Origin of the sequence: Pseudanabaena yagii GIHE-NHR1 (assembly GCF_012863495.1) — a bacterium.
In the GTDB taxonomy this organism is placed as follows: domain Bacteria; phylum Cyanobacteriota; class Cyanobacteriia; order Pseudanabaenales; family Pseudanabaenaceae; genus Pseudanabaena; species Pseudanabaena yagii.
The window spans coordinates 2,824,942-2,845,000 of record NZ_JAAVJL010000001.1; the positions used below are offsets into that span (position 1 = coordinate 2,824,942).

Annotated in this window: 17 protein-coding genes, 2 tRNA genes and 2 rRNA genes (1 of these 21 cut by a window edge); 11 read left to right on the forward strand and 10 right to left on the reverse strand. The window is 44.7% G+C overall.

Annotated elements, in window-relative coordinates:
• Nucleotide 1: 1 nt before the first annotated feature.
• Nucleotides 2-541, forward strand: a complete 540-nt coding sequence (locus HC246_RS12900) for a hypothetical protein (protein WP_169363741.1) — start codon at nt 2-4, stop codon at nt 539-541.
• Between the two features lie 162 nt (nt 542-703).
• Entirely contained in the window at nt 704-3,364 is a 2,661-nt protein-coding gene (gene gyrA, locus HC246_RS12905; protein WP_169363742.1) for a DNA gyrase subunit A, read from the forward strand.
• A 48-nt stretch (nt 3,365-3,412) separates the two neighbouring features.
• Here gyrA and dnaK read toward each other — a convergent pair whose 3' ends face one another.
• From dnaK to psbN, 6 genes are all read right to left on the reverse strand, one after another.
• A complete protein-coding gene (gene dnaK / locus HC246_RS12910) occupies nt 3,413-5,380 on the reverse strand; it encodes a molecular chaperone DnaK (RefSeq protein WP_169363743.1) in 1,968 nt (655 codons plus the stop codon).
• Nucleotides 5,381-5,531: 151 nt separating this feature from the next.
• Nucleotides 5,532-6,017 carry a CAAD domain-containing protein gene (locus tag HC246_RS12915; RefSeq protein ID WP_169363744.1) on the reverse strand — a complete coding sequence of 162 codons (486 nt, stop codon included), beginning with the start codon at nt 6,015-6,017 and terminating at the stop codon, nt 5,532-5,534.
• 147 nt (nt 6,018-6,164) lie between these two features.
• A complete protein-coding gene (locus HC246_RS12920) occupies nt 6,165-6,482 on the reverse strand; it encodes an STAS domain-containing protein (RefSeq protein WP_169363745.1) in 318 nt (105 codons plus the stop codon).
• 321 nt (nt 6,483-6,803) lie between these two features.
• Nucleotides 6,804-7,370: a DNA-3-methyladenine glycosylase gene (locus HC246_RS12925; protein WP_169363746.1), complete on the reverse strand. Its 567-nt coding sequence runs from the start codon at nt 7,368-7,370 to the stop codon at nt 6,804-6,806.
• Between the two features lie 109 nt (nt 7,371-7,479).
• On the reverse strand, nt 7,480-7,905 hold the full coding sequence (locus tag HC246_RS12930; RefSeq protein WP_169363747.1) for a molybdenum cofactor biosynthesis protein MoaE: 426 nt from the start codon (nt 7,903-7,905) through the stop codon (nt 7,480-7,482).
• A gap of 48 nt (nt 7,906-7,953) precedes the next feature.
• The gene (psbN, locus tag HC246_RS12935; RefSeq protein WP_404822256.1) at nt 7,954-8,097 is read right to left on the reverse strand and encodes a photosystem II reaction center protein PsbN; all 144 of its coding nucleotides are present in this window, start codon (nt 8,095-8,097) and stop codon (nt 7,954-7,956) included.
• A gap of 62 nt (nt 8,098-8,159) precedes the next feature.
• On the opposite strand from psbN, the gene psbH reads away from it, so the two are divergent.
• The 4 genes from psbH (at nt 8,160) to HC246_RS12955 (ending at nt 10,685) form a co-directional block, all read left to right on the forward strand.
• Nucleotides 8,160-8,354 carry a photosystem II reaction center phosphoprotein PsbH gene (gene psbH / locus HC246_RS12940; protein WP_169363748.1) on the forward strand — a complete coding sequence of 65 codons (195 nt, stop codon included), beginning with the start codon at nt 8,160-8,162 and terminating at the stop codon, nt 8,352-8,354.
• A 94-nt stretch (nt 8,355-8,448) separates the two neighbouring features.
• On the forward strand, nt 8,449-8,745 hold the full coding sequence (locus tag HC246_RS12945) for a TatA/E family twin arginine-targeting protein translocase (protein ID WP_169363749.1): 297 nt from the start codon (nt 8,449-8,451) through the stop codon (nt 8,743-8,745).
• Nucleotides 8,738-9,379, forward strand: coding sequence for an aminoacyl-tRNA hydrolase (gene pth / locus HC246_RS12950; RefSeq protein ID WP_211167702.1), 642 nt, complete (start codon nt 8,738-8,740; stop codon nt 9,377-9,379). The genes HC246_RS12945 and pth overlap by 8 nt, the downstream gene beginning before the upstream one ends.
• Nucleotides 9,380-9,539: 160 nt before the next feature.
• A complete protein-coding gene (locus tag HC246_RS12955) occupies nt 9,540-10,685 on the forward strand; it encodes a sugar phosphate nucleotidyltransferase (protein WP_169363750.1) in 1,146 nt (381 codons plus the stop codon).
• Nucleotides 10,686-10,728: 43 nt separating this feature from the next.
• On the opposite strand, the gene HC246_RS12960 is transcribed toward HC246_RS12955, so the two are convergent.
• The 4 genes from HC246_RS12960 to murI all read right to left on the reverse strand — a co-directional run bounded on the left by HC246_RS12960 (nt 10,729) and on the right by murI (nt 15,923).
• Nucleotides 10,729-11,871, reverse strand: coding sequence for an N-acetylmuramoyl-L-alanine amidase family protein (locus tag HC246_RS12960; RefSeq protein WP_169363751.1), 1,143 nt, complete (start codon nt 11,869-11,871; stop codon nt 10,729-10,731).
• Nucleotides 11,872-11,954: 83 nt separating this feature from the next.
• Complete coding sequence (locus HC246_RS12965; protein ID WP_169363752.1) at nt 11,955-13,493, reverse strand: N-acetylmuramoyl-L-alanine amidase; 1,539 nt, start codon at nt 13,491-13,493, stop codon at nt 11,955-11,957.
• 80 nt (nt 13,494-13,573) lie between these two features.
• On the reverse strand, nt 13,574-15,046 hold the full coding sequence (locus HC246_RS12970; RefSeq protein ID WP_169363753.1) for an N-acetylmuramoyl-L-alanine amidase family protein: 1,473 nt from the start codon (nt 15,044-15,046) through the stop codon (nt 13,574-13,576).
• Between the two features lie 46 nt (nt 15,047-15,092).
• The gene (gene murI, locus HC246_RS12975) at nt 15,093-15,923 is read right to left on the reverse strand and encodes a glutamate racemase (RefSeq protein WP_169363754.1); all 831 of its coding nucleotides are present in this window, start codon (nt 15,921-15,923) and stop codon (nt 15,093-15,095) included.
• A 204-nt stretch (nt 15,924-16,127) separates the two neighbouring features.
• On the opposite strand from murI, the gene HC246_RS12980 reads away from it, so the two are divergent.
• The 5 genes from HC246_RS12980 to HC246_RS13000 all read left to right on the forward strand — a co-directional run.
• Nucleotides 16,128-16,646, forward strand: a complete 519-nt coding sequence (locus HC246_RS12980; RefSeq protein WP_169363755.1) for an inorganic diphosphatase — start codon at nt 16,128-16,130, stop codon at nt 16,644-16,646.
• A gap of 351 nt (nt 16,647-16,997) precedes the next feature.
• Nucleotides 16,998-18,482, forward strand: a 16S ribosomal RNA gene (locus HC246_RS12985).
• Nucleotides 18,483-18,611: 129 nt separating this feature from the next.
• Nucleotides 18,612-18,685, forward strand: a tRNA-Ile gene (locus HC246_RS12990).
• Nucleotides 18,686-18,772: 87 nt separating this feature from the next.
• A tRNA-Ala gene (locus tag HC246_RS12995) sits at nt 18,773-18,848 on the forward strand.
• Between the two features lie 184 nt (nt 18,849-19,032).
• A 23S ribosomal RNA gene (locus HC246_RS13000) occupies nt 19,033-20,059 on the forward strand (it continues 1,795 nt past the right edge of the window).
• The 16S and 23S rRNA genes sit together here with 2 tRNA genes alongside, the layout of an rRNA operon.

Genomic DNA, 20,059 nt, shown 5'->3' on the forward strand with positions numbered 1-20,059 from the left:
TATGTCGAAGAAAGCTAAAGTTTCTAAATTGTTAGTTATTGATGCCTCGATTGCGAGATCTTGCGGTGCGCCCAATGCTACTTTTCCTACATCAAAAAATTGTCGGGATTTTCTTAATGCCGTATTGACGATTTGTCATCGCATGGTACTCACAGATGACATTAAAGAAGAATGGGATAAACATCAATCAATTTATGCGAAAAAGTGGCGTTCAAGTATGGTTGCTAAGAGAAAAGTAGAATATCGATCTGATGTAACTAGGAATCAAACGCTCAGAGATAGACTCGATAAAGTTGCAGAAAGCGATAAACCGCGAGAGGCGATGTGGAAAGATTGTCACCTTTTAGAAGCAGCGATCGCGACTAATCAAATAATTATCTCCTTAGATGAAAAAGCTAGAATCCCCTTTGATAAAGCTGCTAAGTCTATTAGGGAATTGAACGAAATTATTTGGGTTAATCCAGATAAATCAGAAGAAGATGCGCTTATATGGTTATCTAATGGAGCGCTAAAGGAAAAGCATAGGAAATTGGGACATTAACAGTTGTCAAGAATAACTTAGTCAATTTATTGTTGAAGCATTACTTAGTAAATCCCCTTGCAAACCCGCAAAGCCTTATAATAGTAAGACACTTAGTAAGAATTGCCTATCTCACGCGGGGCAAGCAGTGCCAAGCCATGCAAGGAGAATTTAAGTAGCCGTATGACTGATATCTTAGAAGATCGGATTATTCCAACAGACCTACGCGGCGAAATGTCGCGATCGTATCTGGAATATGCCATGAGCGTGATCGTCGGTCGCGCCCTGCCCGATGCCCGTGATGGACTCAAACCCGTACACCGTCGCATTCTCTACGCTATGCACGAGTTGGGCTTGAGCGCCGATCGCCCATTTAGAAAATGCGCCCGTGTTGTCGGTGATGTAATCGGTAAATATCACCCCCACGGTGACACGGCAGTGTATGAAGCACTGGTACGGATGGCGCAGGACTTTTCGATGCGTGATCGCATGGTCGATGGTCATGGTAACTTCGGCTCCGTGGATAACGATCCCCCTGCGGCGATGCGATATACCGAATGTCGCTTAACCCGTATTGCACAGGTGGGTCTAATTCAAGATATCGAGCGCGATACGGTTAACTTTGGCGATAACTATGACGGTTCGCAACAAGAACCGCTAGTCATGCCAGCGCGAATTCCCCAGTTACTGCTGAATGGCTCTGCTGGTATTGCTGTGGGGATGGCAACCAATATTCCGCCCCATAACTTAGGCGAGTTGGTGGATGGTCTAGTAGCTTTGATCGCTGATCCTAGCCTCAGCGATTTAGAGTTGATGCGTTATATCCCTGGACCTGACTTCCCGACGGGAGCTTTGGTATTGGGCAGTGATGGCATTCGCGAAACTTATACGACTGGGCGTGGCTCGATTACGATGCGGGCGGTGGCAAGTTTTGAAACCCTTTCAGGTGTGGGGCGACAGGATCGTGAAGCAATTATCATTACGGAAATGCCTTACCAAACTAATAAGGCTTCTTTAATTGAAAGAATTGCGGAAATGGTCAATGAGAAAAAACTTGATGGTATTTCCGATATTCGTGATGAAAGCGATCGCGATGGAATGCGGTTAGTCATCGAACTCAAGCGTGATGCCTATCCCAAAGTGGTATTGAATAATCTCTACAAATCCACACCTCTGCAATCGAACTTCAGTTGCAATTTGCTTGCCCTTGTTGATGGCGAACCAATTACGCTGACTTTGCGCCATGCCTTGCAAGTCTTCCTCGACTTCCGTTATGAAGTAATTACGCGCCGCACTCAGTATGAATTGAAGAAAGCGCAAGAACGCGATCATTTATTACAAGGTCTATTAATTGCTCTCAATCATTTGGATGCCGTAATCGCTTTGATTCGGGGAGCCGATGATAGCAGTGCTGCGAAGACGGGCTTGATCGAAAACTATGGATTGTCCGAAGCGCAAGCTGACGCAATTTTGGCGATGCAATTACGCCGCTTGACTGCTCAAGATGCCGACAAGATTCATGATGAGCATAATCAGTTAGTTGCGAAAATTGCTGACTTACAAGATATTCTCCAAAATCGCGAACGTATTCTTACGATTACCCGTGAAGAATTAGAAGCAATTAAAGCGGAATTTGCAACACCCCGCCGCACAAGGATTCTTCCTAATGAAGGTGATATTGATACAGCGGATTTGATCGCCAATCGCGAAACGATTGTGATGGTGACGCAGCAGGGGTATATCAAACGGATGCCCGTCGATACCTTTACGGCGCAAAATCGAGCGACTAGAGGTAAGGCAAGCGCCAATGTTAAAGATGATGATGCGATCGCCCATTTCTTTGCCTGTCGTAGCCATGACAAGGTTCTCTTCTTTACTGATCGCGGTAAGGTCTATGGAGTGAAGGCATATGAAGTTCCTGAATCAGGTCGGGCGGCGCGTGGTACGGCTGTCGTGCAGTTATTACCGATCGCTGCCGATGAGAAAATCACCACCGTATTACCAATTAGCGAATTCAGCGAAGATGAGTATCTAGTGATGCTCACGGCTGGCGGTTATATCAAAAAGACTAAGCTTCCTGCCTTTGCGAATATTCGTTCCAATGGATTAATTGCGATCGCCCTTGAAGAAGGTGATCTATTACGCTGGGTGCGTCGCGCTAAAGCCGATAACACAATCATCGTCGGCTCCCGTCAAGGGATGTCCATCCGCTTCCGTACTGACCATGAGCAGTTGCGCCCAATGGGACGTGATACTCGTGGTGTGCGATCGATGCGTCTGACGGGTGATGATGAAATCGTAAGTATGGATATTCTCCCCGCAGGACTTGCAGAAATCGAGGAAGTTGAAGGTTCTGAAGAAGACATCGATTTGACAGTTACCGCCAATGAAGATGAGAATTTGGAAGCTGATACGGAAGCTAATAACGAGAAATATCAAGGACCTTGGGTACTGGTAGTCACTAGAGGCGGCTATGGTAAGCGCGTTCCCGTCAGCCAGTTCCGTATTCAAAAACGGGCAGGTAAAGGCTTGCGGGTGACTAAGTTCAAAACTGGTCAAGATCAGTTAGCTTCGCTCTGCCTAGTTGATGAAAAGAACGAGTTGATGATCGTTACTAGTCGAGGCATCGTCATGCGTCAGTCCACTGATGCGATCGCTTGTCAGTCTCGCACAGCAAGAGGTGTACGTCTGCAAAGACTAGATGCTTCCGATGCGATCGTGGGTGCAACTTTAGTTCCTCCTGCGTTAGAAGAGGAGAGTGAAGAAGCGGAAATTCTAAGTGGTGATGTGGAAGTAACTACTATAGAAACCGTTGCGGAAACTTCCGAAGAAACCGAAGATTAGAGATATAAAAAAAGGGAGGTGACACTTTGTGTCACCTCCCTTTTTTAATTACATCCAGTCATCATCATCATCGTAGGAAACTCTGGTGTTGGGACGACGGCGATCGTCTTCATCTTTACCACGTTTGTTGCGACTGGCAAAACTACCAATGCTTTCGAGAATGCCACCGAAGAGATCGTCATCCTCATCATCGTAATATTCTTCCTCGGCATAGAGTTCGCTAGACAGGGCATAGAGTGCCTCTTGCAATTCCACTTGAGCGCGATCGATTAGAGCGTCATCTTCCTTAGCAATAGCATCCTTCAGTTTCTTAATCGAACCTTCGATTTGTTTGCGACGCTCATAGCTGAGTTTATAGCCATAGTTGAGAGCGAGATCCTTGAGTTGACGCTCGGCTCCCACTGCCAAGTTATCAGCGCGATTTAATTTCTCAATGCGCTCTTTCTTTGCCCGATCGCGATCGGCATATTGCTCGGCTTCCGTGACCATGCGTTCGACTTCTTTTTCATCGAGGGTCGAAGCACCGCGAATGGTAACACGACGTTCTACACCTGTGCGGCGATCGCTAGCTGTCACTGCTAAAATGCCGTCTGTATTCAAATCAAAAGTGACATCGACTTGCGCCGTACCGCGAGGTTGGGGATCGAGTCCGCTAAGTTTAAAGCGACCTAACGACTTGTTATATTCCGCGAGATCCCGTTCACCTTGCACCACATGAATTTCTACCGAGGTTTGATTGTCTTCGGCAGTGGTGAAAAGTTCCATCTTTCGACAGGGAATTGTTGTATTTCTGGGGATTAATCGCTTAACTACGCCGCCCGATGTTTCCACTCCTAAGGATAAAGGCGTGACATCCAGCAATAAAACATCTTTAATTTCGCCAGATAAAATCGCTGCTTGGATCACAGCACCGATCGCAACGACTTCATCGGGATTAACACTTTGACTTGGCGGTTTGCCGATCGCTCTTTCCACCATTTCCTGCACTGCGGGAATACGAGTAGAGCCACCAACTAGTACTACTTCATCGATTTGGCGCGGACTAATTTGAGCATCACGCAACACGCGATCAAGGGGAATTTGTAAACGCTCTAGTAAATCGGCACTGAGGCGCTCAAATTGCGATCGCTTTAAACTCGTTTCTAAATGTAGAGGTCCTTCGGCGGTTGCGGTAATAAATGGCAAGTTAATTTCAGTTACGCCCACTGTGGAAAGCTCAATTTTTGCCTTTTCGGCTGCCTCAGTTAATCTTTGCAAGGCTTGGCGTTCTTTCCGCAGATCTACACCATCGGACTTGAGAAATTCTTCGGCGAGGTAATTCACAATTTGGCGATCGAAGTCATCCCCTCCTAATTGGGTATCCCCTGTGGTTGCCTTGACTTCAAACAATCCGTCACTGACTTCTAGCACCGACACATCAAATGTGCCACCACCAAGGTCAAATACTAAAATTTTCTTGTTGGATTTTTTGTCTAATCCATAGGCTAGGGAAGCTGCCGTTGGTTCATTTAAAATGCGTTTGACTTCGATCCCCGCAATTTTGCCTGCATCCTTGGTGGCCTGACGCTGAGAATCATTAAAATAGGCAGGAACCGTAATCACTGCACCAGTTACAGGTTCTCCCAAATAGCGACTCGCTTCATCCACAAGCTTGCGAATAACCATCGCCGAAATTTCTTCAGGCGCAAAATCCTTTTCGAGACGAGAACTACGTAACTTGATATTACCCTGTTCGTCCCGACGGACTGTATAGGGGACGCGCTTAGTTTCTGCCGAGAGTTCACTATGCTTGCGTCCGATAAAACGTTTTACAGAATAAAAAGTATTGTCAGGATTTAGCACCGCTTGACGACGTGCCATTTGCCCGACAAGGCGCTCACCATCTTTAGTAAAGCTAACAACTGAGGGAGTGGTTCGGCTACCTTCTGAGTTCGCAATTACTATGGGTTTGCCACCTTCCATAACGGCTACCACAGAGTTTGTCGTACCCAAATCAATACCTACAATTTTGCCCATGCTTGACGTATATCCCTCTTCGCTTCCCAAAACTGCTTAGTAAACAGCTTATTAATTTTTATTTTGCCTTACTTTATCAATATCCTAGCTCTAAACACACCGCTATAGACAAAGGGCTTTAGCCCCTCGTCTGTTGATTAGCAGATTTAGCCTAGCCGAAAACTTTATTTTTCCAAGCTGTGATTGTGTCAATTAATTCTTTGCGGGTATTGGCGAGTAGTAAGTAGCGGTAGACAAACCAGATCGAATAGCCAAAACCAACTAGTTCAAAGACACTCGGTAGTATAGGTAATTTATCTAAAAATTCTAAAAGTGTAGAAGCGGCAATCAATATAGGAATAATGGCAATGACTGTAAGGGCGAGCGTAACATTTGCCTTTTTGCCTTCGCCGAAATATTCTTGCCAAGTTGCTGTGACTTTATTCCAAAGCTCAGTGGTAAGTTCAGGTGTATTTTGGGGGATAGCAACTTCTGTGCTAGGTTCTGGTTTTGATTTTGCTGGCTCAGGTGCAGATACTACTGGCTTGGTAGCTGCTGGCTTGGTAGTTTCATGAGCAGGGGGCTTGGGTGCTGCTACTTCGACAGGTTCGACTAAACTTTCTGCGGCTGCTTCAACAGTAGTTTCTTGGGGTTCCATGATTGATTTGTTTTTTTAAGTTAGTTACTAGTCAATATTATGGTGAAATTTTAACAACATTTGTATCGCTTAGTAGATCAAAAAACTAAAGGCAGCGCTTAGCGCTGCCTTTAGTTGGTGAACAGTTGGTGAAGTTGAAAAGTATGATTAAACTTTTCGTAGTGATTGTTCAAATTGATTACGATTTTCAAATACATCAAATAAATCCTTCATTGATGTGGCTTCTAGCAAAAAGTCTACATATTCACTAATCGAGCAAAGGGCAAATCTGCATCCTGTTGCTTTGGCACTCCGCAATGCAAAAACTAATGCACCTAAACCTGAGCTATCCATTTGTTTAAGATGCTTGAGATCGACCAGTAAAACATCAGGTTTGCGATCTAAAACATTACTAGCTTGTTGCCGAAAATAGTTGGTGCTAGTTGCATCAAGATGTCCTGTCGGTTGCATAACTTCAATACGCATTTCTCTTCTCTCCTTTTCCCCCAGTCATGAGGTGCTACAAATATCTAAATTAATCTAATAAGTCTAAGTGGGAATTTAATTAACAGAGTTGATTAAATTTTTTGTATAGATGTCTGGATAATCACTTTGAGGAAAATTTCAAGTTGAGAAGCTACTTTTAATATTTAGAAAGAAAATCATCTAAATAAAAATTTGTGGCTGCACAACCTTCATCTCTTACTTAATGAATACATACTACTTCCTAGGCTCAGTATTTGTTTAAGCAAAAGTTATGCAAAGGTTATTAATCTGTTTAGCAAAAAGTTATTTCTGTTGATTTTCTTATTTACGCGATACGGAAAGGCGATCGCGTAAGTACCAACGCCAAGGAAGATCGATCCCCTGTGTAATGCCGATGCGAGTAGTTTGATGAATTGGTTCTTTAAAATGTGGCGATCGCGCCTCTAGCCATAAATCAAAATATGGATGCAGGGTAATACCGTCAAGTTGGCGATCAATTTTCAAGAGGCGACAAAGCTTGCCTGGTCCAGAACCTGCGCGATGGGGTTTATCTTTGGGATTGCTCCAACTGGGTAAGCGATCGCATTCGATGGCGCGAATGAGTACCGCACTGCAAAAATCTTCGCGATCGGTGACGATATTAACGCAGTGATAAATGCCGTAAATTAAATAAACATAGGCAGTACAGGGTGCGCCAAAAATTGCCCCATTGCGTTTAGTCTTGCGACGATAACCATGACAAGCAGGATCGGTAGCATCATAGGCTTCAGTTTCCACAATTAAGCCCCGATATTCAATGCCATCTATGCGGCGGACTAAGGTGCAACCTAATAAATCTGGGGCAACCTCATAGGCTGGTCGTTCAAAAAAAGCTTTTTCTAGCAACATAAACACTCCTAGAAAAAATCTATCTAAAAAATAGGCAAGGGTGGGCGGCGCACCGCGCCGCCCACCCTTGCCCCATTTAGGAAAAAATCTCGCTTTGCGAGATTTTTTCCTAAATGGGGCAGTTTACCCAACTGCTAACTCCATCTAACCAAAATTCTTTTTTCCAGATGGGAGCATCTGTTTTTAATGTATCGATCGCATAGCGACAGGCTTCAAAAGCTTCGGCGCGGTGGGGCGAACCCACAGCAACTAAAACACTGATTTCCCCAACTTTGAGCTTACCTAGTCGATGGTGAATGACGACCTCGGTAATATCAGGAAATCTTTCTCGACAGCGATCGCTAATATCTTGAAATACTTGTAAAGCCATTGCTTCGTAAGCTTGATAGTCCAAATAATCAACGGCTCTGCCCCCCGTCTGATTGCGTACCATGCCACTCATGAGTACAACTGCCCCATTACGAGCATTGTCTGCGATCGCATAGACAGCCGCTACATCTAAAACATCATGGGTGAGGCGAAAATTCTTAGTCATGGGTAATGTGCTTAGATAAGCAGTGCTTTACGCTGCTTATCTGCAAGCTTAATCTTCGTGTTCTTCAAATTGATCCACTAACTCTTTATTTGGTGGTCCAAATGACACGTAAATCGCATAAGCCGTTAAACAGATCACGATGACAGCAATAGTAACTGCGATCGAAGTTGCGTTTTCCATGAATTGAACCAATGTTTTAAGTTATTGTTACGATTATACTATTTACTAACAATCGTTTTTAATAGACAAACTTTATGTCACAACGTACTTGGCTTGGCGATATTCTCAGACCCTTGAATGCAGAATACGGTAAGGTTTCTCGCGGTTGGGGAACCACTCCTCTGATGGGCGTGTTCATGGGATTATTCCTTGTATTTCTGGTCATTATCCTCCAGTTGTACAACTCTTCCTTGATCCTTGAGGGTGTTAACCTCAACTGGGGCGGCTAATTTCTAGTTAGGCGCGATCGCAATATCAAAGGCACGCTCTGCGTGCCTTTGATCTATTACAAAACTAAGTTGTCTATACATAAGGTCATTTCCCATGAATATTTTTGGTATCGGCTTGCCTGAGATGATTTTGATCATGTTAGTGGCGTTGCTGATTTTTGGTCCCAAAAAATTACCAGAAATCGGACGTAGCATGGGCAAAGCGATTAAAGGTTTTCAAGATGCTTCCCGTGAGTTTGAATCAGAATTTAAGCGTGAAGCCGATCGCTTAGAACAGACTACTGAAATCGCTAAGGCTCCAGTGCCAGCAACCCCCGAAGTTGTCGCCACCCCAGTAGCATCTGCCCCATCCGAAGCAGTCAAGGAAGTAGCAAACGCCACGGATGCTTGAGAATCAGTCTATTTCCCTAATCGTCGGTCTGGGTAATCCGGGCACAGAATATGAACGTACCCGCCATAATATTGGTTTTATGGCGGTCGATGCCTTAGCTAAAGACTGGAGTATCTCCTTAGGCAAGGAAAAGCGGTTTTATGGGATCTTTGGTGAGGGGCGTTTATCTAGCTCATTAGCCCATAACGGCAAAATCCGTCTGCTTAAGCCTACGACCTATATGAATTTATCAGGACAGGCAGTTCGTGCCTGTGCCGATTGGTTTAAATGTAGTCCCGAAAATATTTTGGTTATTTACGATGATATGGACTTGCCCCTAGGTAAGTTGCGATTGCGCCCCTCTGGTTCCGCAGGTGGTCACAATGGTATGAAGTCCATCATTTCGCATTTGGGTACGCAAAACTTTCCGCGTCTGCGCCTTGGGATTGGGCGTGGAGGTAATAAAGAAAATCAGGCGATCGCTACCAAAGCTAATCAAAATGTTACTAACCACGTCTTAGGGGGATTTACGGCTACAGAAAATAAAGTTTTGCCTGAAGTCCTAGATCTGGGTAATTCCACAGTAACGAGTATTTTAAGGGACGGCTTAGAAAAGACGATGAGTTTGTATAACAGTCGTGGTATCGATTTTTAGATTTTGAAGACGATGGGATAGGCATTATGCCCATGACCTTCCTTCTAGAGACTACCTAACAAGGTATGATAAAACCAACTTTCAGGCATCTTGAATGTACTTTTTGAATTGCTGGGACATGCAAGTGAGATTTCATCATAGTGTGAGGAGACCATAAGTTATGAAAGCCATGATTCTGGCGGCGGGTAAAGGTACGAGGATTCGCCCCATCACAAATATCATGCCTAAACCCATGATCCCGATCATGCAAAAGCCTGTTATGGAATTCTTAGTTGAATTGCTGAGACAGCATGGCTTTGATCGCATTATGGTTAATGTGAGCCATCTGTCCGAAGAGATCGAAAACTATTTTCGAGATGGTCAAAAATTTGGCGTGCAAATGGCTTATTCCTTTGAGGGAACTATTGTTGATGGCAAGTTACAAGGTAGCGCCCTTGGATCCGCAGGTGGACTGAAAAAAATCCAAGATTTCTCGCCATTTTTTGATGATACGTTTGTTGTTCTTTGTGGTGATGCTCTAATTGATCTCGATCTCACTTATGCTATTAATTGGCATCGCCAAAAAAAATCTCTAGCGACCATTATTACCAAGACAGTGCCTAGAGAGCAGGTTTCCAGCTATGGCGTAGTTGTGACAGATACTGAAGGAAGGATCAAGCAGTTTCAGGAAAAGCCTAGTGTCGAAGCGGCTCTTAGCAATACGATCAACACAGGTATTTATATTTTTGAGCCAGAAATTCTGGACTATGTGCCATCAGGTGTGGAATTTGATCTTGGTAGTGATTTATTCCCCAAATTAGTTGCAGCGGATCTCCCATTCCATGCGATTTCGATGGACTTTCAATGGGTGGATATCGGAAAAGTCCCCGACTATTGGCAAGCCATCCAAGATGTTTTATCCAATAAAATCAAAAATGTGAATATTCCCGGACATGAAGTACATCCGGGCATCTATACGGGTTTAAATGTGTCTGTAAATTGGGACAAGGTTGATATTCGTGGACCTGTTTATATTGGTGGGATGACCCAAATCGAGGATGGGGCAACCATTATTGGTCCAACGATGATTGGGCCCAATTGCCATGTTTGTAGTGGTGCTGTGGTTGAGCGGAGCGTAATTTTTGAATATTCGCGCCTTTCGGATGTGCGGTTAGTCGATAAGTTGGTGTTTGGACGCTATTGCGTTGATAAGACAGGTGCAACGATTGACCTCCAAGCGGCTGCTTTGGACTGGTTGATTACTGATGCCAGACATCAACAACAGAAATCGCAATCTCCTCTAGAGTTTGCTAAAGTTCTGTCTTAAAACAAAGGGTGGCACATGCCACCCTTTGTTTTACTCGGTGTTTTTATCTGCGGACTCGCATAAATTGATCAATACCTTTAGCGATCGCCTCTGCCATCAGCTTCTGATAATTGGGATCACTAAGATTTGCAGCTTCTCTAGGATTGGTCACAAATCCAGTTTCCACCAAAATTGCAGGCATCGAAGTTCGGGTAAGTAAGTAAAACCCTGCGGCTTTTGCCTTGCGATCATTGGCTCCTGTACTAGCAATAATTTGTGATTGGACATAACTCGCCAATTCTCGCCCCACTGTAGATCCACGCGCATGGAAAGTCTCAACACCATTAACAGCACTATTGAGCGAAGAGAGGGAATTTGCATGAATGCTCACAAAAACATCAGCATTAACCCGTTCAGCTAGAGCAACACGGGGTTCGAGATCAATTTCTACATCATTGGTGCGAGTGTAATAAACGGTGAAGCCCATACTTTGCAGGCTTTGACCTAAAATTAAGCTGATAGGTAGTACGATGTCCTTTTCGCGGACTCCATTAGCGACTGCGCCAGGGTCGCGTCCACCGTGACCAGCATCAACGAGAATTACCCCACGGCGGCGATCGCCAGTATTTTGTGGCAATGGTGTGGCATTGCTGTTAGGCAAAGGTATTGGATTAGTCTGCGAGATGGGTTTGGGAGATTGTAAAACGCTATTGAGAGAAACTTGTAACTTAATCTGCTGATTATTTAAGCGTTGAGTTTCACGTATTTGCCAACCAGCGATCGTTTTAATACTAATTTCTAAGGAGTTTCCAACCTGCTCTAGGCGAATTCTTTCAATAGGGCTATTAGCAGCTAAAGTGGGTCTCTGAAAATTAGCCGCAATTTTAGTATTAGGGATAGTTACTTTATACATCCCAGAAGTTCGATCAATCGTAGTTTGATAGCTTAATGATTGATTAGCCTCAATTATGACTTGACCGTTGGTACTAAAACTCAGTCTTGTAATTTCCGAAGGTCTGTTACTGACTTCTACAGGAACTGGACGCGGAGTGTTAGGAGTTGATGCTATGGGGATCGTTTGGATGAGGCGATCTCGTGTGGCGTGAAATGATAGTTCATGAGCTTCTATTTTTGAGCTAAAGATAGTTTCTATGTAGCTACTAGCAATGCTAATGCAAACTCCAACTGCTAGTTGACGATATTGCAAAATAATTCTCCCAATGGCCTAAATATTCGCAGATTGAGCTATTTAACAGCTAGATTATTGTTTCTGTAAAATTTTTCGAGCATCTATCTTCGGTTAGACTTGAAAAATTGATCGATGCCTTTAGCGATCGCCTCAGCCATCCGCCTCTGATAATTGGGGCTAGTCAAATTTGAAGATTCGGCTGGATTAGTAATGTAACCTGTCTCCACCAAAATCGCAGGCATAGAAGTCTTGGCAATTACATAAAAACCTGCACCCCTGATGTTGCGATCGCTTGCTCCTGTACTAGCAATAATCTGGGAATGAACATATCTAGCTAGCTCTTGCCCAACTATTGAGCCACGAGCATGATAGGTTTCTACCCCACTGACGCTAGATGCATTCACGTCTAAGGAATTAACATGCACACTTACAAATGCATCAGCTCTGGCATTTTCCGCAATTTGTACCCTTGGCTCTAGATCTAAGTCAATATCGCTAGTGCGTGTGTATATGACGGAATAGCCCATTTGCTGTAATATTCCGCCCAAATACTTACTAATTTCTAAGGTGATATCTTTTTCATATACCCCATTGCGAGTAGCACCTACATCAGGCCCCCCATGTCCAGGATCGACAACGATCACTCCTAAACCCTGTCTGTTTGGGGTTGAGACTGTTCCTGAGGGATTATTACTTGGTAGGTTAGTTGGATTATTGGAGGGGACTTGCGAAACTCGATTGGATGAAACTTGTAAATTGATTTGTTGATTGTTTTGGCGTTGGGTTTCACGTATTTGCCAACTGGGACTAGTTTTAATTCCAATTTCTACCGCATTTCCAACTTGGGACAGGCGAATTCTTTCAATGGGGCTAGTCGCTAAAAGGGTAGGACGCTGTAAAGTTGGTGAAATATTAGCGTTAGCAACCCTTAAATTAAAGGTTCCTGAAACTCGATCAAGACTAGTTTGATAGTTAACAGGTTGATTTGCCTCGATTATTAATTGTCCTGTATTACTAAAGCTCAATCTTTGGATTGAGGCTGGTTTGTTTGTATTTATAGGATTACTGCTTACAGGAATTGGCAAACTAGGCGTTATGGGAGTTTGAGCGAGATTGGCTGGAGTGAGTAATAAAGTATTGGTTGCGGCGATGTACTGACTTTGCCAAGCCACTTTGCTATTGGGATCATTGCTATCGAGGTCAAAAACTAAACGCGCGATCGCAGGATTATTTTGAAATTGAGCAATTCTGACCTGTTTGACACCAAAGCGGTTCATCGGCAGGCTAGATTTGTGTAATTCCTTCACCACCGCAGTATTTTGCAAATCCACAATCAAGCGATCGGGATTATCTTCGCGTTGAATGCGGATTTCAGGATTAGCATTCAATGTCAGCATCAAGCCATTAGTCGTAGGACGAATACTATTGAGCCTAATGCTATTGGATTGGTCAGATGTATTTTGGGCAATTACAGGTGTTAGTAAATTGCTTGGCTTTGCTGTTTGATTAGTCCCTGAGACTGTTGGCAAGGTTTGAGAGTCTAACCCATAAGCCACGCGGCTGGATGAGTTTCCCAGACTCCATCCATAGCTAGTAGCCATGCTCACACAAATTCCCAATGCTAGTTGTCGATATCGCAAAATAGTTCTCCCAATGGCATAAAGATCCGCAAGTTGAGCGATCGCACAGCTAGATATTTAACTATTTGTAATTGCTTGATTTATCTTCGATAGGATTTTAAGAATTGATCGACCCCTCTCGCGATCGCCTCAGCTATCCGCTCTTGATAAGAAGGATTCACCAATCTTGATGCTTCCGATGGATTGGTAATATATCCAGTCTCCACAAGAATGGCAGGCATCGAAGTATTGCGAATTACATAAAATCTAGCTGACCTCACACCACGGTCATTTGCACCTGTACTAGCAAGAATTTGCTCATGTACCAATTCTGCAAGATTCTTTCCTAGAGACGCACCGGGAGCATGATAAGTTTCAAGACCACTTACCTGCGATGCATTGGCATCTAAAGAATTGACATGAACACTAACAAATACGCTTGCTCTAGACTTCTCTGCGATCTGAACTCTTGGTTCCAAATCCAGATCGATATCTTCGGTGCGAGTATAGACCACTGCGTATCCCATTTGCTGCAATATTCTGCCTAGTTGCTTACTAATCAATAGCACAATATCTTTTTCGTATATGCCATTGCGAGTAGCACCAACATCGGGACCGCCATGTCCTGGATCAATTACAACTAATTGCCGACCAGTATTATTGCCATAGATTAGTTGTGGCTGGGATCGAGGGATTCTGGGAACACTCGTATTAACTGGCCCAACACTTACCAGTTGCAAAGCGATCGCCTGAGCATTAGTTCTAGGGGTTTCTCTTATTTGCCAACCTGCAATCGTTTTAATACTAATTACAACCGATTCGCCAACTTGATTAAGCCGAATCTGCTCAATCGGACTATTGGCTCCTAAGATCGGACGACGTAGTTGTGCTGAAATCCTTGTAGCGGGAACAGTGACGCTATAAATATTATTAGCCAAGTCCAAGCTGCTACGGTAAGTAATTGCTCGACTTGCTTGAATTACCAGTTGCCCATACCCATTAAAGGATAAACCATCAATTGTTGTGGGTATATCGAGCGGCAATGATGCTATTGATGGATTTTTAGTTGTGTTATTGTTATTGGCTGATGATGACGAAACTGTTATAGGTTGCATCATCAATGCTCCCTGATCTGTATCAAAAGAGCTTTGCCAATACTGGGGTTGGGGATTGTCAAGATCAAAACCCAATCTCGCGATCTCAGGGGATTTTTGAAACTGTACTACTGTCAGAGGGCTTACACCATCAGGATTTTCAGGTACTGAAAATTCAGGTGACTGTTGTGTGTCCTCGTTTATCTGTAAGCCCAGAATATTGCGTTTTACACTAATTGACCGTGACAAGTTGAGCTGAGGATTACCATCCTTAAATAACAACCCATCAGAATTAATTTGGGTATTACTTAGTCTCAGCGTCTGTCCACTAGATAATATCTGTGCTTGTAGAGAAGTCTTCTGTAGTGATTGAGCAAGAGCATCCTTTGCCTTGGTTTCCTGCACATCCAGAAGGTTACTACCCAATAAGCACATCAAACAACATAGCGATCGCTTGTAATGTTGGTTCAGTTGGTTCAAGAAAAAATACTCCCATCAAATCGACTAGAGAGTGCCTATCAAAACTTTAAGACAGCAATTCTACAGGAGATAAGGCAACTTTTTCCACTAAAGGCAACTTTCCTAACCATCGGCGCGATACTTGAGCAAAACGATCAGGTTCACCACTCACAAAAAAGCGAGTTTCAGCACGTCCACAACGATTGTCTAGACATTTTAAGCCCATCAAATCTAACTCCTGTGCCGCCGCCCTCACCACATAGGATGCAGGATTTACCAAAGCCACATGGGAAGGCAAAATTTGACGTAAAACTCCAGATAAATGGGGATAGTGCGTGCAGCCTAAAACCAAAGTGTCAATATTTGCCTCGATCAGTGGCTGTAAATATTGCTTTGCAACTTGCATTGTGTAGGGATCTTGAATGCGATCGGACTCAATCAAAGGGACAAACTCTGGACAGTCCACTTGAAAAACCTGTGCTTGGGGATCGCTCTCACAAATCGCCCTGACATAGGCTTCACTCTTCACAGTTGCCGTCGTCGCAATTACGCCAATCCTTTTACCCTTGCCTACAGCTGCTCTTGCCCCGGGCAAAATTAGCCCCAAGATAGGGATATCAAAATCTTTTCTAACGATATCTAGGGCTAATGCCGAACTCGTATTGCAAGCCATGATTGCCATCTTGACTCGCTCAACCTGCATCCAGTGCAAGATCTCGTAGACATATTCAATAATTTCTGCAGGCGATCGCTTTCCGTAGGGCAATCTCGCTGTATCACCAAAATAAACCACTGACTCATTAGGCAGTTGGCGATGAACTTCTTGTAAAACCGTAAGTCCCCCAACCCCGCTATCAAAAACACCAATAGGGAACCGAGCTTCCTGCTGCAAAACCATGCACATCCTCACACTTCACATGCATCACAGTAAAGCATATTTTTTCAAAAGTGCGTATCAGCCTAACTAATTAACCGTAAAAACAATTGCCCTAGACACTTATACTTTTTCTAGGCAGACAGCAATTTGCTATGCGATCGCTGGTTGACCAAAACACGTCAAACATATACATAAGTAACAAACAACACCTAAAGGATCATCGTTATGGATTTATCTCTTATCCCACCACAACCTAAAGCAGGCATCCTCAATGTCTTGATCGAAATTCCCGCAGGTAGCAAAAACAAGTATGAATTTGATAAAGACCTCAATGCCTTTGCTTTAGACCGTGTCCTATATTCCTCTGTTCAATATCCCTACGACTACGGCTTTGTTCCTAACACCCTTGCCGACGATGGCGACCCACTTGACGGCATGGTCATCATGGATCAACCCACTTTCCCCGGTTGTGTGATTCCAGCCCGTCCTATCGGAATGCTCATCATGATCGATGGTGGCGATCGTGACGAAAAAATTCTCTGTGTCCCTGCCAAAGATCCTCGTTACGCCGATGTCAAATCGCTAGCTGATATCGCCCCCCACCGTCTTGACGAAATCGCTGAATTTTTCCGCTCCTACAAAAATCTAGAAAAGAAAGTTACCGAAATTAGAGGCTGGGAGGGTGTAGAAGCAGTTCAAGCACTCGTAGCTAAATCTATCGAAGCAGCTCTACCCAAGTCCTAAAAAATTTATCCTAAAAACCTTGTCTTAAATGACTTTGGATTTTTCCAAAAAACTTTCTTAAAGGAAGCAGTTGACAAAGGAATGGAAGGTAGATATATTAGTAAAGCGCTGAAGGGAGTCAAAGCGAAAGCGAGGCAACCTGAACTGAAAGGAGAGGCGCGAGAACCTAGACAACCAAATAGTTTGAAAGCTTTAAGAAACCAATAAACCTCGTCAAGAGAATAAAGAGACTGGATTATTGAAAGATAACCAGCTATCCGACAGGATAAGCGAAAAGCAAAAAAAAGTCAAACCCATCCGAAAGGAAAAAAGCTTTATGTGAGTAGGAAGGAATTCTGAAAGGATGAAGACACCATGGAGAGTTTGATCCTGGCTCAGGATGAACGCTGGCGGTATGCTTAACACATGCAAGTCGAACGGGTACTTCGGTACTAGTGGCGGACGGGTGAGTAACGCGTAAGAATCTACCTACAGACTCGGGACAACAGTTGGAAACGACTGCTAATACCGGATATGCCTTCGGGTGAAAGATTTATCATCTGTAGATGAGCTTGCGTCCGATTAGCTAGATGGAGTGGTAACGGCACACCATGGCGACGATCGGTAACTGGTCTGAGAGGATGACCAGTCACACTGGGACTGAGACACGGCCCAGACTCCTACGGGAGGCAGCAGTGGGGAATTTTCCGCAATGGGCGAAAGCCTGACGGAGCAATACCGCGTGAGGGACGAAGGTCTGTGGATTGTAAACCTCTTTTGTTAGGGAAGATAATGACGGTACCTAACGAATAAGCATCGGCTAACTCCGTGCCAGCAGCCGCGGTAAGACGGAGGATGCAAGCGTTATCCGGAATTATTGGGCGTAAAGCGTACGTAGGCGGTTTTGTAAGTCTGTTGTCAAAGCCCGAGGCTTAACCTTGGAAAGGCAATGGAAACTGTAAGACTAGAGAGAGATAGGGGCAGGAGGAATTCCAGGTGTAGCGGTGAAATGCGTAGATATCTGGAAGAACACCAGTGGCGAAAGCGTCCTGCTGGATCTCAACTGACGCTGAAGTACGAAAGCTAGGGGAGCGAATGGGATTAGATACCCCAGTAGTCCTAGCCGTAAACGATGGGTACTAGGTGTTGGCCGTATCGACCCGGTCAGTGCCGTAGCTAACGCGTTAAGTACCCCGCCTGGGGAGTACGGTCGCAAGATTGAAACTCAAAGGAATTGACGGGGGCCCGCACAAGCGGTGGAGTATGTGGTTTAATTCGATGCAACGCGAAGAACCTTACCAAGGCTTGACATGTCGCGAATCCTCTTGAAAGAGAGGAGTGCCTTCGGAGCGCGAACACAGGTGGTGCATGGCTGTCGTCAGCTCGTGTCGTGAGATGTTGGGTTAAGTCCCGCAACGAGCGCAACCCTCGTATTTAGTTGCCATCATTAAGTTGGGCACTCTAGATAGACTGCCGGTGACAAACCGGAGGAAGGTGGGGATGACGTCAAGTCATCATGCCCCTTACGCCTTGGGCTACACACGTACTACAATGGCTGGGACAAAGAGTCGCGAGCATGCGAATGCAAGCTAATCTCGTAAACCCAGTCTTAGTTCAGATTGCAGGCTGCAACTCGCCTGCATGAAGGCGGAATCGCTAGTAATCGCAGGTCAGCATACTGCGGTGAATACGTTCCCGGGCCTTGTACACACCGCCCGTCACACCATGGAAGCTGGTCACGCCCGAAGTCGTTATCTCAACCCGCAAGGGAGGGAGGCGCCTAAGGCAGGGCTGGTGACTGGGGTGAAGTCGTAACAAGGTAGCCGTACCGGAAGGTGCGGCTGGATCACCTCCTTATAGGGAGACCTATTTACTCTTAGACTGAACCAACACAGAATTAGGTCAGGAGTAAGTCATCCCAAGGTCGAACGAAGTTTATTGGAAAGCTTTCAAACTAAGTCAGGTTCTAAATTTGGCTAACAAAAAGGGCCATTAGCTCAGTTGGTTAGAGCGCACCCCTGATAAGGGTGAGGTCACTGGTTCGTGTCCAGTATGGCCCACTTGAGAAAAGGCAAAAGGAGAAAGGCAAAAGGAAAAACACAAACAAAAGTTTTTACTTTTTACTTTAAACTTTTTACTTGGACTCTGGGGATATAGCTCAGTTGGTAGAGCGCCTGCTTTGCACGCAGGAAGTCAGGAGTTCGAATCTCCTTATCTCCACCAAACTACTAACGAAAGACCAACAAAAGCGAAAGCAAGAGTTTAGCAACTCATCTAGTGAAGCAAGAAAGAGCAACTAGAGAGACTGCTAAATTCTAGCGAGAGCGAAGAATTTAGAAAGAACCTTGAAAACTGCATAGTAAAAAAAGTAACAAAGAAGCAAGTAGTACCGAAGTAGAGATACAGAGGTCAAGCTACAAAGGGCTTACGGTGGATACCTAGGCACAAGAAGGCGAAGAAGGACGTGGTTACCTACGATAAGCTGCGAGGAGCTGGAAGCAAGCCGTGATCCGCAGGTTTCCGAATGGGGCAACCCTAAATACTGCCCGTTGAATAAAATAGACGGGAAAGAGCGAACTCAGCGAATTGAAACATCTTAGTAGCTGAAGGAAGAGAAAATAAACAATGATTTCCTAAGTAGCGGCGAGCGAACGGGAAAGAGCCCAAACCAATCGGCAAGACTGATTGGGGTTATAGGACAGCAACACTGTACAACAGAGATTAGAAGAAGTGTTTGGAATGACACGCCAGAGAGAGTGAAAGCCTCGTAATTAAAAATCAAAATTGGCAAGCTGGATCCTGAGTAGCACGGTACACGAGAAATTCCGTGTGAATTCGCCGGGACCACCCGGTAAGGCTAAATACTCACTTGTGACCGATAGTGAACCAGTACCGCGAGGGAAAGGTGAAAAGAACCCCGGAAGGGGAGTGAAATAGAACATGAAACCGTAAGCTTACAAGCAATGGGAGGTCGATTAAACGACTGACCGTGTGCCTGTTGAAGAATGAGCCGGCGACTTATATGCAGTGGCAGGTTAAGGGGAAAATCCCGAAGCCAAAGCGAAAGCGAGTTTGATAAGAGCGATAGTCACTGTATATAGACCCGAACCCGGGTGATCTAACCATGGGCAGGATGAAGCTTGGGTAACACCAAGTGGAGGTCCGAACCGACTGATGTTGAAAAATCAGCGGATGACCTGTGGTTAGGGGTGAAATGCCAATCGAACCCGGAGCTAGCTGGTTCTCCCCGAAATATGTTGAGGCATAGCGGTATTGATTATAGTCTGGGGGTAAAGCACTGAATCGGTGCGGGCTGGGAGACCGGTACCAAATCGAATCAAACTCTGAATACCAGATGCACACAATACCAGTCAGACTGTGGGGGATAAGCTCCATGGTCAAGAGGGAAACAGCCCAGATCACCAGTTAAGGTC